This window comes from Singulisphaera chitinilytica, from assembly GCF_049331405.1.
In the GTDB taxonomy this organism is placed as follows: Bacteria; Planctomycetota; Planctomycetia; order Isosphaerales; family Isosphaeraceae; genus PoT.
Genome location: NZ_CP186274.1, coordinates 4,698,276 through 4,711,220 on the forward strand (window position 1 = coordinate 4,698,276; position 12,945 = coordinate 4,711,220).

11 protein-coding genes are annotated in these 12,945 nt (G+C 61.4%); 7 read left to right on the forward strand and 4 right to left on the reverse strand.

Features of this window, described 5'->3' with window-relative positions:
* Positions 1–753 precede the first annotated feature (753 nt).
* Positions 754–1,251 (reverse strand): DUF1573 domain-containing protein, encoded by a 498-nt coding sequence (locus tag ACOYYX_RS18690; protein WP_422931428.1) that lies wholly within the window; start codon positions 1,249–1,251, stop codon positions 754–756.
* Positions 1,252–1,317: 66 nt separating this feature from the next.
* Positions 1,318–1,797: a DUF1573 domain-containing protein gene (locus ACOYYX_RS18695; protein ID WP_422931429.1), complete on the reverse strand. Its 480-nt coding sequence runs from the start codon at positions 1,795–1,797 to the stop codon at positions 1,318–1,320.
* A 1,573-nt stretch (positions 1,798–3,370) separates the two neighbouring features.
* On the opposite strand from ACOYYX_RS18695, the gene ACOYYX_RS18700 reads away from it, so the two are divergent.
* Positions 3,371–4,177, forward strand: a complete 807-nt coding sequence (locus ACOYYX_RS18700) for a hypothetical protein (protein WP_422931430.1) — start codon at positions 3,371–3,373, stop codon at positions 4,175–4,177.
* Between the two features lie 132 nt (positions 4,178–4,309).
* Here ACOYYX_RS18700 and ACOYYX_RS18705 read toward each other — a convergent pair whose 3' ends face one another.
* Positions 4,310–4,654, reverse strand: a complete 345-nt coding sequence (locus tag ACOYYX_RS18705) for a hypothetical protein (protein WP_422931431.1) — start codon at positions 4,652–4,654, stop codon at positions 4,310–4,312.
* A gap of 1,022 nt (positions 4,655–5,676) precedes the next feature.
* Between ACOYYX_RS18705 and ACOYYX_RS18710 the strand changes: the two genes are divergently transcribed.
* The 6 genes from ACOYYX_RS18710 to ACOYYX_RS18735 all read left to right on the forward strand — a co-directional run bounded on the left by ACOYYX_RS18710 (position 5,677) and on the right by ACOYYX_RS18735 (position 12,640).
* Positions 5,677–6,802, forward strand: a protein-coding gene (locus ACOYYX_RS18710) for an IS3 family transposase (protein WP_422923185.1) whose coding sequence is annotated in 2 segments (ribosomal slippage) — positions 5,677–5,960 and positions 5,959–6,802 — 1,128 coding nt in all. Because the reading frame shifts where the segments join, the coding sequence is not laid out codon by codon here.
* Between the two features lie 69 nt (positions 6,803–6,871).
* Positions 6,872–7,399, forward strand: a complete 528-nt coding sequence (locus ACOYYX_RS18715; protein ID WP_422931432.1) for an ECF-type sigma factor — start codon at positions 6,872–6,874, stop codon at positions 7,397–7,399.
* Positions 7,400–7,488: 89 nt separating this feature from the next.
* Entirely contained in the window at positions 7,489–10,653 is a 3,165-nt protein-coding gene (locus ACOYYX_RS18720) for a bifunctional serine/threonine-protein kinase/formylglycine-generating enzyme family protein (RefSeq protein WP_422931433.1), read from the forward strand.
* An 873-nt stretch (positions 10,654–11,526) separates the two neighbouring features.
* Positions 11,527–11,742: a hypothetical protein gene (locus tag ACOYYX_RS18725; RefSeq protein WP_422931434.1), complete on the forward strand. Its 216-nt coding sequence runs from the start codon at positions 11,527–11,529 to the stop codon at positions 11,740–11,742.
* Between the two features lie 113 nt (positions 11,743–11,855).
* Positions 11,856–12,170, forward strand: a complete 315-nt coding sequence (locus tag ACOYYX_RS18730) for a hypothetical protein (RefSeq protein WP_422931435.1) — start codon at positions 11,856–11,858, stop codon at positions 12,168–12,170.
* Positions 12,171–12,280: 110 nt separating this feature from the next.
* Positions 12,281–12,640, forward strand: coding sequence for a transcriptional regulator (locus ACOYYX_RS18735; RefSeq protein WP_422931436.1), 360 nt, complete (start codon positions 12,281–12,283; stop codon positions 12,638–12,640).
* Between the two features lie 98 nt (positions 12,641–12,738).
* Here ACOYYX_RS18735 and ACOYYX_RS18740 read toward each other — a convergent pair whose 3' ends face one another.
* On the reverse strand, positions 12,739–12,942 hold the full coding sequence (locus ACOYYX_RS18740) for a hypothetical protein (RefSeq protein WP_422931437.1): 204 nt from the start codon (positions 12,940–12,942) through the stop codon (positions 12,739–12,741).
* Positions 12,943–12,945: the final 3 nt, after the last annotated feature.

Consider the following 12,945-nt stretch of genomic DNA (forward strand, 5'->3'; position numbering starts at 1 on the left):
ACAGGATCGCTGCTGCCGAGCATAATCGCTTGATCATGGCAAGCATCTCCCTCCGGTGCGGCCCGGCGGATCGCTGCTCGATCCCGCCGGGCCGCATATCACCATTTGCTAGGGCTGGTTAATTGCACGCGCAATATCGGACCCCGAGCGTGCACGTCTCGCCGGCTGGGCAGGGAGGTACATTGGGACAGTCCGCCGTGCCAGCCGGGGGCGTGCCGCAGTACGCACCGCTGGCATCCGGCGCGAAAGGAGCCGTGGCCGCCGAGGCGACACCGCACGTTAGGGCGAGATACAGGCCACACTGCACCACGAATGCGGCCCCGAAGAATGCCGACGCGAACCGGTAGCAGCGAAGCATAGCAATCTCCTAAGCTGTTGATGCGAAGCGCGAAAGTCGTGCCCGATGCCGGGCATAAAACCGAATTCAGCGCGAACTCAAAAGTCGATGCGACATCCAGAGGAGGTTGTCCAATCATTAGGCCTTGAGCACGGTTCCAATCTGCTAGGCGACGACTTAGAACCATGTCGCCCGACGCTATCGCGAACATTTCATCATTCATGCTTGCTATCCAGCCCCAAGGGGGCGCAGGGGACCGGATAGTGAGGCAGGCATAATTACTTGCCTCCACTTGTAGCATCGCAACGCATTATGCGAAGGCTCGAACTCTTGGCTTTGCCGGATTGCTGATTAAGCCTTCAGGGAGCCTCCGCCGTCGCATTAAATCGCTTGCCTACATTCGAGTATCAAGCAAGTCAGGATTTCTCGGGGCCGCGGCCGTTCCTCCCATGCTCGCCCTTGACATTGCCGCTGATGCTGAGAATCAACCTTGTTTGGCTCGGGTTGTCGGTAAAGAACGTGGCACGCTCTGAAATCCAGCCGGACAAGGAACGATTCCGGAAATCGATCCTCAAATCCCCTCGTTCACCGGGCAGAATCCGCTTCGGTAGGTCGCTGGTGACCACGCAACTGCACGAGGATTCGGAGCCTAGGATGGTGATCGGCCTCCCCGAGTAGTTGGTCACATGGAAGGTCAGCGTAGCTCCCTTCCCCATTTCAATCGTCCCGAATGATTTAGACCTCGTGTCCACGATGAGCCGCTCGCCGGCCAAATAAGCCAGGGCCGACCCGAGCGATCCGAACCATATCATTGCAAAGGCCAGGACCAGGGCGACGCATATATTCGTGCATATAAATGTCAGCGTCAGCCAAGACGTCGTCTTCCGCTCGATCTGGACCGGCGAGCTCTGCATGCTGCACTCCTTCCAGGTTTATGGTTCCATGGCACGAATAGCGGGAGTGGCGCCGATGGCCTTTCCCTAATCGGTTCGGACTTCCAGATTGACAATAGTCTGGAAAACGATGGTGTTTCCTGGACCGTGCCCTACGACTTGGACCGCCAACCGGCCTCGGAATTCGGGGTCGTGAGAGGGATCGAAAGCAGCCTTCAGCGAGGTTGTCTCGCCCGGCGCGAGTCGGAGTGATCTCGGATTCACTACAACGCAACCGCAGCTCGTCTCGACGTTCTCCACCACGATTTCTCGCGAGCCCGGATTATGCAACTCCCCATCCGCCTCTGCCCCCTGATGCGGTTTGAGTATGCCCAAAGACAATGGATTGGGGATGATATCGAGCGGAAATCGTTGCGTCGGTGAATCGCTCGGAATCGCGGCCTCAGGGCGATGCAACCACGAAGAACCGATGAGTATTAGGGAAGCAAGAATGCCCCCTAATATCCCGAGTGAAGCTTGCCAGCCCCTGACCCTTAGGCGGCAAGCCGTCTCGCGGAATGCAAACATCTTAAGCCCTCGATTTGAAATCCGAAGGGGCTTCGACTGAGGAGCATCTTAATTAGGGAATCGAAGCACTGTCAAGCACCTCCTTGTCAGTCACGTTCGTGAATTTTTAGATAGGTTAGAGGCTGGAAGTTTGGCGAACTTGGGAGGGTTCTTTCAGATCGAAACTATATCTACTCCCAACCGATACATGTCATCACGTCTGTTACGCTTCTTCTCGAGCGGTCTCAGCATTGGCACTATGTGGACGGGCCCATTCGGAAGGGCCGTTCTCATGTTCCATCTATCCCGCGATCTACGCCATCTCGGTTTCAAATTGCCTTGCGAGTTCGACATGCATTCGCAAGAACCGCTTATGTCAAGTATCTCTATCAGGTTCACCTTGGGATTTGCATTGCGTGCGATTGTCCTGAAACTTCCTCTTAATGCATGTCGGAAGTATGTTTAACAAGCTTTTATAAGAGGGGTAAGCAAGTTGGAGCGTCCTCGCAGTTTCAGGCTAAAAATATTAGACACTGGATTGCCTGGTCGATTTCCAAGATTTTTCATTTCTATGACCTCAGCCTAGCCGACCGCCATGTTTGATATCCGGGTCATCCGGTGGTGAGAGGCAGTCCGTGGCGTCAAGCTCGGCCCGAGGCGGGGCTGTGGTCCCTCGCCGTGGAGCGTTCGACGGGGATAATGAGTTGCGGATGCTCGCCGCATGCCTTCGACGGCTCAAGGCGTCCATCCATCATCGCCTCGACGGCACCGACTTCAAGTGCGCCAGCTTGCCCCTGGTGGCCGCCCCTCCCTCGGTCCTCGATCCCGCCTACTGCGACTTTTCCCCGCGGTTTCGCCCTTACCGGATGTGTGTTGCGATTGGAGGCCCCCTCGCAGCGGACCGATGCCCCTCGCCTCATCACGCGAGGATCGAGCAAGGCAAGGGGGGAGGTCGCCAGGACGAACGCTCCGGACCAAATCAGGAGTTGCGTCGATCGAACCACGGCGATGTAACGTTACGGTAACGTACGCGTAGCGCTACGAGCCGGGAGGAGATGGTCCGAGTTCCTCACCTCAAAAGGAGCCCAGGACAAATCCGAGACACCGTTGCCGAAGCGTTGCACGGCGTTGCCACAACGTTGCGGCAACGCGTTGCATGGCGTTGCTGCAACGCCTCATAGCGGGCGGCCGCCGCGTGTCGAACGTGTCGGCAGAGCACGACCCCCTACTCAACTCGGCGGGCCCACCCGATTGTGAGGAAGCAAACTGGTGTATCTCTACTTACGGCATTCGGTCTGGCGGACGAATGGCACTTAGATTTTCACAAAGGGTTCCGTGCCTGCGGGATAGGAAACCATGGGCGTTCAGGCTCTGATGACGGTGGACTCCCCCCACCGGCTCGGAGCCAGAGTGATGTTCAATCACCTGCAAGGACATCTCCGTCGGCAAATCGGCTTCTTCCGGCAGCAGTTCACCTTCAGCAAGGCAGCCTCCCTTTCACTGAGGTCCTCTCGGAGGAGCATCTCGTGGACGCCCTCCAGGAGGTCGACGTCACCTGGAAGGACCGGATCTTCACCCCCTGATCACGCTCTGGGTGTTCCTCGGTCAGGTGCTCAACGCCGACCAGTCCTGCCGCGCCGCCGTCGCCCGCCTGATCACCCACCGCGCCTCGCAAGGGCTCGAGCCGTGCAGCTCCGAGACCGCGGCCTACTGTCAGGCGAGGGGACGCCTGCCCGAAGGGTTCTTCGCCGCGGTGGCCCGCCTCGTCGGGCGCAACCTGGACGGGCGGGTCGATCGGCGGTGGCTCTGGAGTGGCCGCCGCGTCTGCCTCTTCGACGGCTCGACGATCTCCATGCCGGACACCCCGGAGAATCGGCGTGAATACCCGCTGGCCTACAACCAGGTGCCCGGGACGAGCTTCGCACCCGCTCGGATCGGCGCGATCATCTCGCTGTCCTGCGGCGCGATCCTCGACCTGGGCGTCTGCCGCTACGCCGGCAAGGGCCAGGGGAAGGTCAGCCTGCTGCGCCAGCTGTGGGACGTGCTCCGCCCCGACGACGTGCTGCTGGGCGACCGCCTGATGTCGGGCTCGGTCGGCATGTACCTGCTGAAGGGGCGCGGCGTCGACACCGTCAGCCGCCTCTCGGCGCACCGCCGGGCCGACCTCCGCAAGGGGACGCGACTGGGCAAGGATGACCACCTCGTCGTGTGGAAGAAGCCGTCGTCGATCCGCTCGGTGGACCGGGCGACATACAACGCGTTGCCCGACTCGATCACGGTCCGCGAGGTCCGTTTCCGGGTGGGGTCGCCGGGGTTCCAGACCCGGTCGGCCGTCGTGACGACCATTCCGGACCTCGGGCAGGCGAGCGCGGAGGAATCTAGCTTCGCTCTACCGGGCTAGGTGGAACAACGAGCTGGATCTGCGTTCGATCAAGGCCACTGACCTGCCCCCGGATTCTGGTCCAGGCGTTATGAGAGTATCGGTTCCGGGTGACCTGCTCCCCGTAGGCTGGTCCATCTGAATGCCATTCAGTTAAGCCGCATCCGCCCGGTCGATGAGTCGTTTACGCAGGACCGATCTGGGTAGGATCATGAAAGAATAATTCTTGCCACGGCGTTTCTGGCATCGCGTCTCGACGCGTTCGGGCCGGTGAGAATTGACGATCAGCCTGGAGAGCAGCGTGCCCGGCGGCGACATCACCAGCCACCGCAACGCATCCACGAAGCTGACCCGCCCGGGCGCCACCCCCTGCCGTCGCCCCTCCTCGAGCATCAGCAGGCGCACGAGGTCGTACGCCACCGCGTAGAGCGTCAGCTCCTTGAGCACGCCCTCGGGCGCGTTGCATCGCAGGATATCCGTCCCCAGCGTCGTCTTCAAATGGCGGAGGTTGACCTCCACCTGTCACCGACTCAGGTACATCCCCGCCAGTTCCTCGGCGGGATAGGCCTCGGCGTCCGGGAGGGTCGTCGCCAGCGTGACCAATTTGACTCGGAACCCTGGGAGATCGACCCAATATCTCAGCTCGCGGACCGGCAGGCGTGCGCGGGCCTGGCAGTAGTCGGAGGCGATGAACTACGTCGACAGGTTCGCGACGTTCTTCAAGATCTCGCCCGAGGTGTTCATCGAGCGCCCGGCCGGGAAGTGACGTCACCGGCTCCCCCGAGTCTTCCCGGACCCCCGCCCGCCATCGACGCCGAGCGACGCGTCGCCACCCTCCCACGCCTCGGGCTTCGACCCGGGGCGTTCGTCGTTCACCAGTCGGGGCAGGGGAGGGCGCGAGGATTTTACGACATGCCGCCCGACCCCAACGCTTGCCGTGCTCCCGACCCTAACCATCACGCACCCCCGAAGTCAGATTCTCCCCGATCTCCTGAGCTCGGCGTGTTATCGCCTCAGCCTTAGTCGCCACGGGCTCGAGGCCACCTCGGAATGGTTCGGACCAAACGTCTTCTCTCGGATCGGCGGCATCCGCTGCCGGGAGGTAGGACGTCCGCCCGCACAGCGCCGTATGGTCACGTCGGACCATCCCACGGCCTTCGTCCGCCGACTACTATGTCGCGAACTTCGCCCCGTCGTGGATTACCTCGGGACCGATCGTTGCTTAACCGTTTGCAACGTAATGGTTTGCGAAACTTTTCGGCTGGAGGGACGCGAAGATTCTCGGAAAAATTTTAGGCGGTCGAATTCGGAATCCCTTTTTGATTACGCTCTCTTTATAGCGGCCGACGTTACTGCGCCCCGTGATCACGGCGAATCGACTCGAAACTCTCTCTCCATTGGAAGCGGGAACCGCGATGAGTGAGGTCACTCGGCTCCTTGAAGCTTACGCGAGAGTATGGTGGACCCCGAAAACTGGACCATCTGTTAAGCTACTCAGACGGGTCTGAGGAGGAGGACGGATGGCGAGGAAGCGGCAAGTCCACACGGCGGCGTTCAAGGCTCAAGTCGCCCTGGCGGCCCTCAAGGGAGACCGCACGATCAACGAGTTGGCCGGCCACTATGGCGTCCATCCCACATCGATCCATGGCTGGAAGAAGCAGCTCATCAGCAGTGCCGAGGAGGTCTTCGGGAGTCCGGCCAAGGCGGCCTCGGCTGACGCCGAGGCACGCCAGGCCGAACTCTTCGAACAGATCGGGCGCCTCAAGATGGAACTCGAGTGGCTGAAAAAAAAAGTCGCCCCATTCAGTTGAGGACCGAAGGCCCTTGATCGAGCCGGATCATCCCCGGTTGAGCGTGCGCCGCCAGTGCGAGTTGCTGGGGCTGAGCCGATCGAGCCTCTACTACCGACCTGCGGGTGAGTCGCCCGAGGACCTGCGCCTGATGCGGTTGATCGACGAGCAATATACGGCATGCCCGTTCTACGGCAGCCGCAAGATGACCGCCTGGCTGGAACAACGAGGTGAGGAGGTCAATCGGAAGCGAGTACAGCGCCTGATGCGGAAGATGGGCCTGGAAGCGATCTATGCCAAGCCCAGGCTGAGTCAGGCCGGGAGAGGCCATAAGATCTACCCTTATCTCTTGCGAGGTGTCAAAGCCCGGCGAGCGGACCACGTGTGGAGCACGGACATCACTTATGTGCCGATGAGTGGAGGGTTCATGTACCTGGCGGCGGTGATCGACTGGTACAGCCGGTACGTGATCGGCTGGCGGCTGTCGAACACGCTGGACGGCTCCTTCTGCCTGGAGATGTTGGAAGATGCCTTGAGGTCGGGGAAGCCCGAGGTGTTCAACACGGACCAAGGGGTCCAGTTCACGGCCGAGGCGTTCACCGGGAGGCTTGAGGCGGCCGGGATAGCCGTGAGCATGGATGGACGCGGCAGGGCATTGGATAACGTGTTCGTCGAACGGCTCTGGAGGACCGTGAAATACGAAGATATTTACATCCAAGGCTACGAGACGGTGCCGGAGCTGCAGCGAGGGTTGAGGCGATACTTCGGCTTCTATAACGAGGATCGGCTCCACGAATCCCTGGGGTACCGGACTCCAGGGACGGTCTACCGAGCGGACAGAGCCACGACGGCCTGATTGGACAGTAGCGAAGGATCGCCGTTTTTTGGTCTAGACAATGGGGTCCACCTCAGAGGAGACCGTCGGGTGCTGAACGACATTCTGGCGTTGGTGTACGACGAGTTAAGGGGGCAGGCCGCGCATCGCATGAAATCGGAGACGGTAGGTCACACGCTTGAGGCCACCGATTTGGTCCACGAAGTCTATCTGAGGTTGTTTGAGAGGAGCAAAATAACTCGGTATGCGAACAGCAAGCATCTGATCCGAACGGCGGCTGCGGTAATGGGTCATGTCCTTACAGATGCAGCTCGCGCAAGAAGGGCCGTCAAGCGTGGAGGAGGGCTGAGACGACGGGATTTGGATGGCGTCCAACCCGTAGACGATTACGAATCGGATCGCTTGGCTGACTTGATCGACCTGCACGACGCCTTACCAGGCCTCGAGGCGATCGATGCCCGGGCCGCGGACGTGGCGAGACTCAAGGTTTTCCTAGGGTTGTCCTCCCAGGAAGTGGCCGAATCGCTGGAGATCTCGATGGCAGATGCTGAGGGAAGTTGGCGATTTGCCAGAGCTTGGCTCATCGTAACTTTGCGGGGCAAGGTGGGAGGCCATTAGGAGGGGATCAACCGACGAACTGGCCATGAACGCGATTGCAGCAGGTGGTTGCTCATTGCTGAACAAATTCACCGTTAAGGAAACTCATCGTGCGTGACCACGAGATGCCTGAGGCGGCCCGAAAGATCTTCGACGAGGCCAGGAAGATCCTAGACCCAAACTTGCGGGTGGCCTACCTGGACAAGGAGTGTCACAACAACCCGCCCCTGCGGTCACAGGTCGAGGAGTGGCTGAATGCAGACGGCCGTTCTGACGCCTTCCTCGACGATGTCGCGAGTCCTAGCCACGGATTGCGCGAATCGCTAACCCTCAGCACGACCGTCACCGCTGCGAAGTACCCGTTCATCGACCCTGCCACTGAACCGGGTGTGCTCGGGCTCTTCGCCAACAAATTCAAATTGCTGCAGTTCCTCGGCGAGGGGGCGTTCGGCGCCGTGTACCTCGCAGTCGGGAAACGCCTCGATAAATCCATCGCGCTCAAGATCTTGCTTCCCAAGTACGCCGCAATGCCGCAGTTTCGGGAGCAGTTCCTGGACGAGGCCCGGAAGATCGCGAGGGTTGCTGATGACCACGTCGTCGAGATCTACGCGGTCAGCGAGGAAGCGGACCAATACCCGTTCCTCGTCATGGAATACATCGACGGGAAATCCTTGAAGAAGCTTATCGATGACGCAAACGGTCCCTTGACCATCCCGACGGTGCTCGAAATCTCGGAGCAGATCGCGGCAGGGCTGAAGGCAATCCACTCCAAATACCTGGTCCACCGCGACATCAAGCCTGCGAACATCCTTCTCTGGAACGGCGTGCAGCGGGTGAAGATCGCGGATTTCGGCGTGGCCATGGTGCTCGACGACTACGAGGGGGCGCCCGTCGCGGGCTCGCTGCCGTATATGTCCCCGGAGCAGGTCCACGGCAAGACCCTGGATCAGCGAAGCGACTTGTTCAGTCTCGGAAGTGTTATGTACGAGATGTGCACGGGTCACCGGGCATTCAGGCAGCAGATCCCCTACCTTTTGATGAAGCAAATCACGGAAGAGATGCTTCCTCCTGCTCGAAACTTGAACCCAGACGTGCCCGAGTGGCTTGACGACATCATCGGACGGTTGATGGAGAAGAGTGTTACCCGACGCTACAAGACGGCCGAGGATGTCATCAGGGCGATCAAGCTCGGCGGCGCAGAGGGTCGGCACGTACAACCCGCCGGCACGAGTGCGCCCGAGTCCTTGCGTCGCGGATCCAAGCGTAGCGTCCTCGTGATGGGGCCCTTGATCCTCTTGATGGTCGTTGTAGTGCTGGCGATATGGAGGCTGGGACCTGTCGTCGAGGGCCTGGAGTCGAAGGGGCCTGGTCCCCTCACCAGCGAAGGAAAGGGCGATGATCCTCTGCACCTCGCGGGCGGTTCGATAAAAACCCCGGAGCCAAATCCCAGCGGTGTCGAAACACCCACGGGGAAGGCCAAGGCGGCCCCGAATAGCTCCAGGCAAGTCACCGAGCCGGGCGCTCCCGCTGTAGCGAAGCACACGCCCCCCGACACAACAACCAAGGCGGCCGAGTTTGCCCAACCGCCCCCCAAGGGATTCCCATCAAACCCGGCGCCGGGCATGGTCCACGCGATCCGATTCGGCTCTCCTGCCACCACGATGAAGTTCTGCTGGGTGCCGAGCAAAGGGGTCATGGACGGCTTCTGGATGGCCCAGACGGAAGTCACCCAAGCGCAATGGAAGTCGGTCGGGGTCCGGGTCGAAGGCGGCAAGAGGAATGCCAAGAATCAGGTAGACACGGCCAATCCGAGTTTCGTCCTCGACGACGACATGCCTGTTACAGACGTGAGCTGGAACCATGCGGTCGAGTTCTGCAAACTGCTCGGCGATATGACCGGGTTGGAAATCCGGCTCCCGACGGAGCGTGAATGGGAGTATGCGGCCCGTGCGGGTACGACGACGGATTACCACACCGGCGACGGCGAGGCGGCTTTGGACAAGGCGGGGTGGTACAAAGGAAACAGCAAGGCCTGGCCCCACGTGGTCGGGGAGAAGGAGGCGAACGCCTGGAATCTTTATGACATGGCAGGCAACGTCTGGGAGTGGTCCCTCAACACCCTCGAGACTACGGGCAATCCCGCGATCCGAGGGGGCGGGTGGGATTCCCCGGATTGGTTTTGTACGTCCTCGGCCTACAGTAGCTTCGCCGCGGACACCTGTCTCGGTGGCTTGGGCTTCCGTCCGATCGTGGCGACTTCCTACGCCAGTGCCAGGAAGAATGCTCCGACCAAGTCGACCGCCCTCGACGCCTCCCTCGAGGCCCTTCGCCGGTGCCAACTGAAGGACGGGGCATTTCGGGTGAGTTCGAGCGGGGGGATCGTTTGGATCAACCCTTATTTTGCCAATTTCGTGGCCTTGGGGTTGATGGCTTCCCACGAACGATCCCGGCCCAATCCGCAAGATCTCCAGGCCGTTGGCCGCTGGCTGGAGTGGTACGCAAAGCATCAGAACAAGTCCGACGGTACGATCAACGACCAAGAGGGCAAGCTGGTAGAAGGGTACAAGGACAACGGCAAGCGGGACAGCGAGGACTCCTACGCGGCCACCTACCTGCTGGCCATTGCCCGTTACCACAGGCTTAATCAAACGACAAGCAAACAGGTCCAAGACGCGGCGAGACTGGCCATGATTGCGATCGAAGGAGTGGTCGACCCGACTGACGGCCTGACGTGGGCAAAGCGGGACTACAAAGTTAAGTTCCTGATGGACAATCTCGAGACGTACGGCGGTCTCATCAGCGCCGTCGAGTATTTCAGAGCGGTCGGAGACGAGGCGACTGCCGCCCGAGCTGCCAGGCTGGCTGCCGTCACGGCCGCATCACTGCCGAAATTCTGGAACGAAGAGAAGAAGATCTATGCATGGGCGTTGCACCCCGACGGCAAATTCGACATCGGGCTGAAGAAGCCGTATCCCGATGGGATGGCAAATCTAATGGGCCTCTCATGGGGAACGAAGGCGGAAGAATCGACCTGGGATGCGGCAAAAGCCGCCTTCATTACCGAGGGCAAGTCGCCCGCCGAGGTCGCCCCCGAATACTGGTATATGGCCTCCCTCCGTGTCGGGAGCGTGGAGGAACAGGCAGCATGGCAGTCCGTCGTGGTCAATGAGGCTTCTAGCTATATCGTCGATCGCGTGTACGCCCACCGAGCCGCGCTAACGATCCTGTCGCTGCTCGATGGTCGTTCGTGGATGCCGAACATCAGTGGGAAGTGAAGGGAGGTTGAGGGGCAAACTGGTCGATGGCCTCGGGTTCACGACCCGAGGCCATTCCCTTTCGGCGTCGGACGTCGCCGCCGCGGCTGAGGGGGGCTCGGCGGGTTGGCTGGGGAGGGGTAGGCGATTCTTGCGAGGGCGACGAAATAGATGAGCGTGGTGTGCGAATCCTGCTGTAGAAAGCATCGTGGTTCCTGCTCCTGCGCTTGGACTCGATCGTGGTGGCGGAACTCCGGGGCCGCCGGAAGGCGAACGAAATTGATCCGTCTTCCAGGCTATTAGGCGGCGCAAGACCGGATATTTCGAGCGATTACCCGCTACGAGCACATCAACCCCTACGGCAAATACGCCTTCGAGATGAGCCAGGACCTCGGTGGTGAGAAGCTTCGCCCACTCCGTCCGGGCCGGCCTCCGGCTTAGCGTTGTTTTTTGTCCGTCTGCTACGGGAAGGCCGGGATGGCGGTAGCATTGGAGCGTGACGCGTAACATCCCGAGCGTGACGCGCGAGCGCGTCACGCCGTGACGCGTGACTGGGCGTGACGCTCATGTGATGACCTCGACCCCGACGCCGGACGGATCGGCGTAAGCTCTCAAGTGTATTCATCTTGGCCATGTTTGCAGTCCTGCGAATGTGGCCCAGCCCCGACGCCGCGGGCCTCGGAATGGCGGGAGCACGCAATGTCCTCGGCGCTCGCGCGTGACGCGCGAGCGCTCGCGTCACGTTTGCGTCACATAGCGTCACGCGCGGCGAGCGCTCGCGAGCGCATTCACGGCTCGCCCCCGGCTTGGTAGGTTGGCTGGACAGCGTGGATCCGAATCAAGGCAGTCCAACAAGTCGCCAGGGATCAGGATATGAGTCGGAAGGTTGACCCTATGATTGATCCGGATGACACAGCCCCACGGCCGCCCGTCGATCCATCGATTGCGGGCCCGATCCGCACGGAGGATGAACTCGACCGGGCCATCGCGATCGCGAACAGGCTCGCGGTCCGCGGGGACCTGACCCGGGAGGAGGACGCCTACCTCGAGGAGCTCGGCGACAGGATCGTGGCCTATGAGGATATCCACTACCCCATCTCAGAGGAGTAGGCCCGAGCGGCTTCTCGCCCGGCTATCGGGGCCGGGTTTACCGGATCCAGGCCAGGCAGCATTTCCGGCGTCGACTCATCACAAGCCTATCCGAGGACGAAGGGCACTCGCCGATGGCGGAACCGACCGATAAACGTTCGGAGATCGAGGTCCAGCACCGACACGACCTGGCGCGGGCCCTCGATCAGTTCAACGCCGCGGACGTGCGAGAGCTCTCCCGCCGCTTCGGCCCGGGCACGCGCGGGATGCACGAGCTCTGGGACCGGCTGCATGTCCTGAACGACAACTGGCACGACTTCGTCGTCGAGCATCCGGCCTGCTTGCTGGATCCGGAACTCTACGAGGAGGCGAGCCGGATCGGCGAGCTGATCGGCCGCCTGTACCAGAGGGCCGGGCAGATGGACACCGGGGCATCTACACGGGCTTGAGCCGATCGGCCCTCGGGCGGTCTATCGGGCTGTCGCACGGGACCGAGGCCATGACCGCCGCCGAGAGTTGATTTGGATCCCCACCCTCGAGTCGACCGGGGCAACGAGTCATGGACAAGGCGAGGCGAGAAAGGCTGGAGGCCCGCGGGTTCAAGGTCGGCGACGCCGCCGACTTCCTGGAGTTGAGCCGCGGCGAGCGGGTGCTCCTCGACCTCCGGATGACGATCACGAGGCGGATCAGGTCCCTGCGGCAGGGACTGGGCCTATCGCCGGGAGAGGCCGCCGGCCGCATGGGGTCGACCGAGGCCGAGTACGCGAGGATCGAGGCGTGCTCGCCCGAGGTTTCGCTCGACCGATTGTTCCTGGCCTACCTCGCCCTGGGCGGCACGATGGCGAATCTGTTCGAGTCGTTCGAGATGACGCACCGCGCCCACATCGAGGTCTCGGGACTCGACAGAGCCGAACAGTAACCTTGAAAGGAGCCCGGCATTCGACCCCGGCACCGGGGCATCGTTAGCCAGATGCCAAGGTCGACTACCATGGGAGTTTCCCACGATGATCGCGAGGGTCAGGCCACGAGCGTCGCAGGGCCTAGCGTGGATCCGTCGGCCGACCGCTGGCCGTCCACCGTACGCTCGCGCACGCCATCCACGATGATCTCGACCGCGTCCAGGCCGATCGACTTCTTCCGGCCCTTGGCCCGCATGTTGAGGCAGCCGGCGAGGCGTTTCACCTCGCGCGTCACGTCGTTCAGGTTCGATCGCAGCGGCATGGA

Excerpts from the sequence above, each read along its gene's own strand:
- ACOYYX_RS18695 (WP_422931429.1), bottom strand. The coding sequence starts at position 1,797 with ATGTTTGCATTCCGCGAGACGGCTTGCCGCCTAAGGGTCAGGGGCTGG.
- ACOYYX_RS18730 (WP_422931435.1), top strand. The coding sequence starts at position 11,856 with ATGGCGGAACCGACCGATAAACGTTCGGAGATCGAGGTCCAGCACCGA.
- ACOYYX_RS18740 (WP_422931437.1), bottom strand. The coding sequence starts at position 12,942 with ATGCCGCTGCGATCGAACCTGAACGACGTGACGCGCGAGGTGAAACGC.
- ACOYYX_RS18690 (WP_422931428.1), bottom strand. The coding sequence starts at position 1,251 with ATGCAGAGCTCGCCGGTCCAGATCGAGCGGAAGACGACGTCTTGGCTG.
- ACOYYX_RS18725 (WP_422931434.1), top strand. The coding sequence starts at position 11,527 with ATGATTGATCCGGATGACACAGCCCCACGGCCGCCCGTCGATCCATCG.
- ACOYYX_RS18735 (WP_422931436.1), top strand. The coding sequence starts at position 12,281 with ATGGACAAGGCGAGGCGAGAAAGGCTGGAGGCCCGCGGGTTCAAGGTC.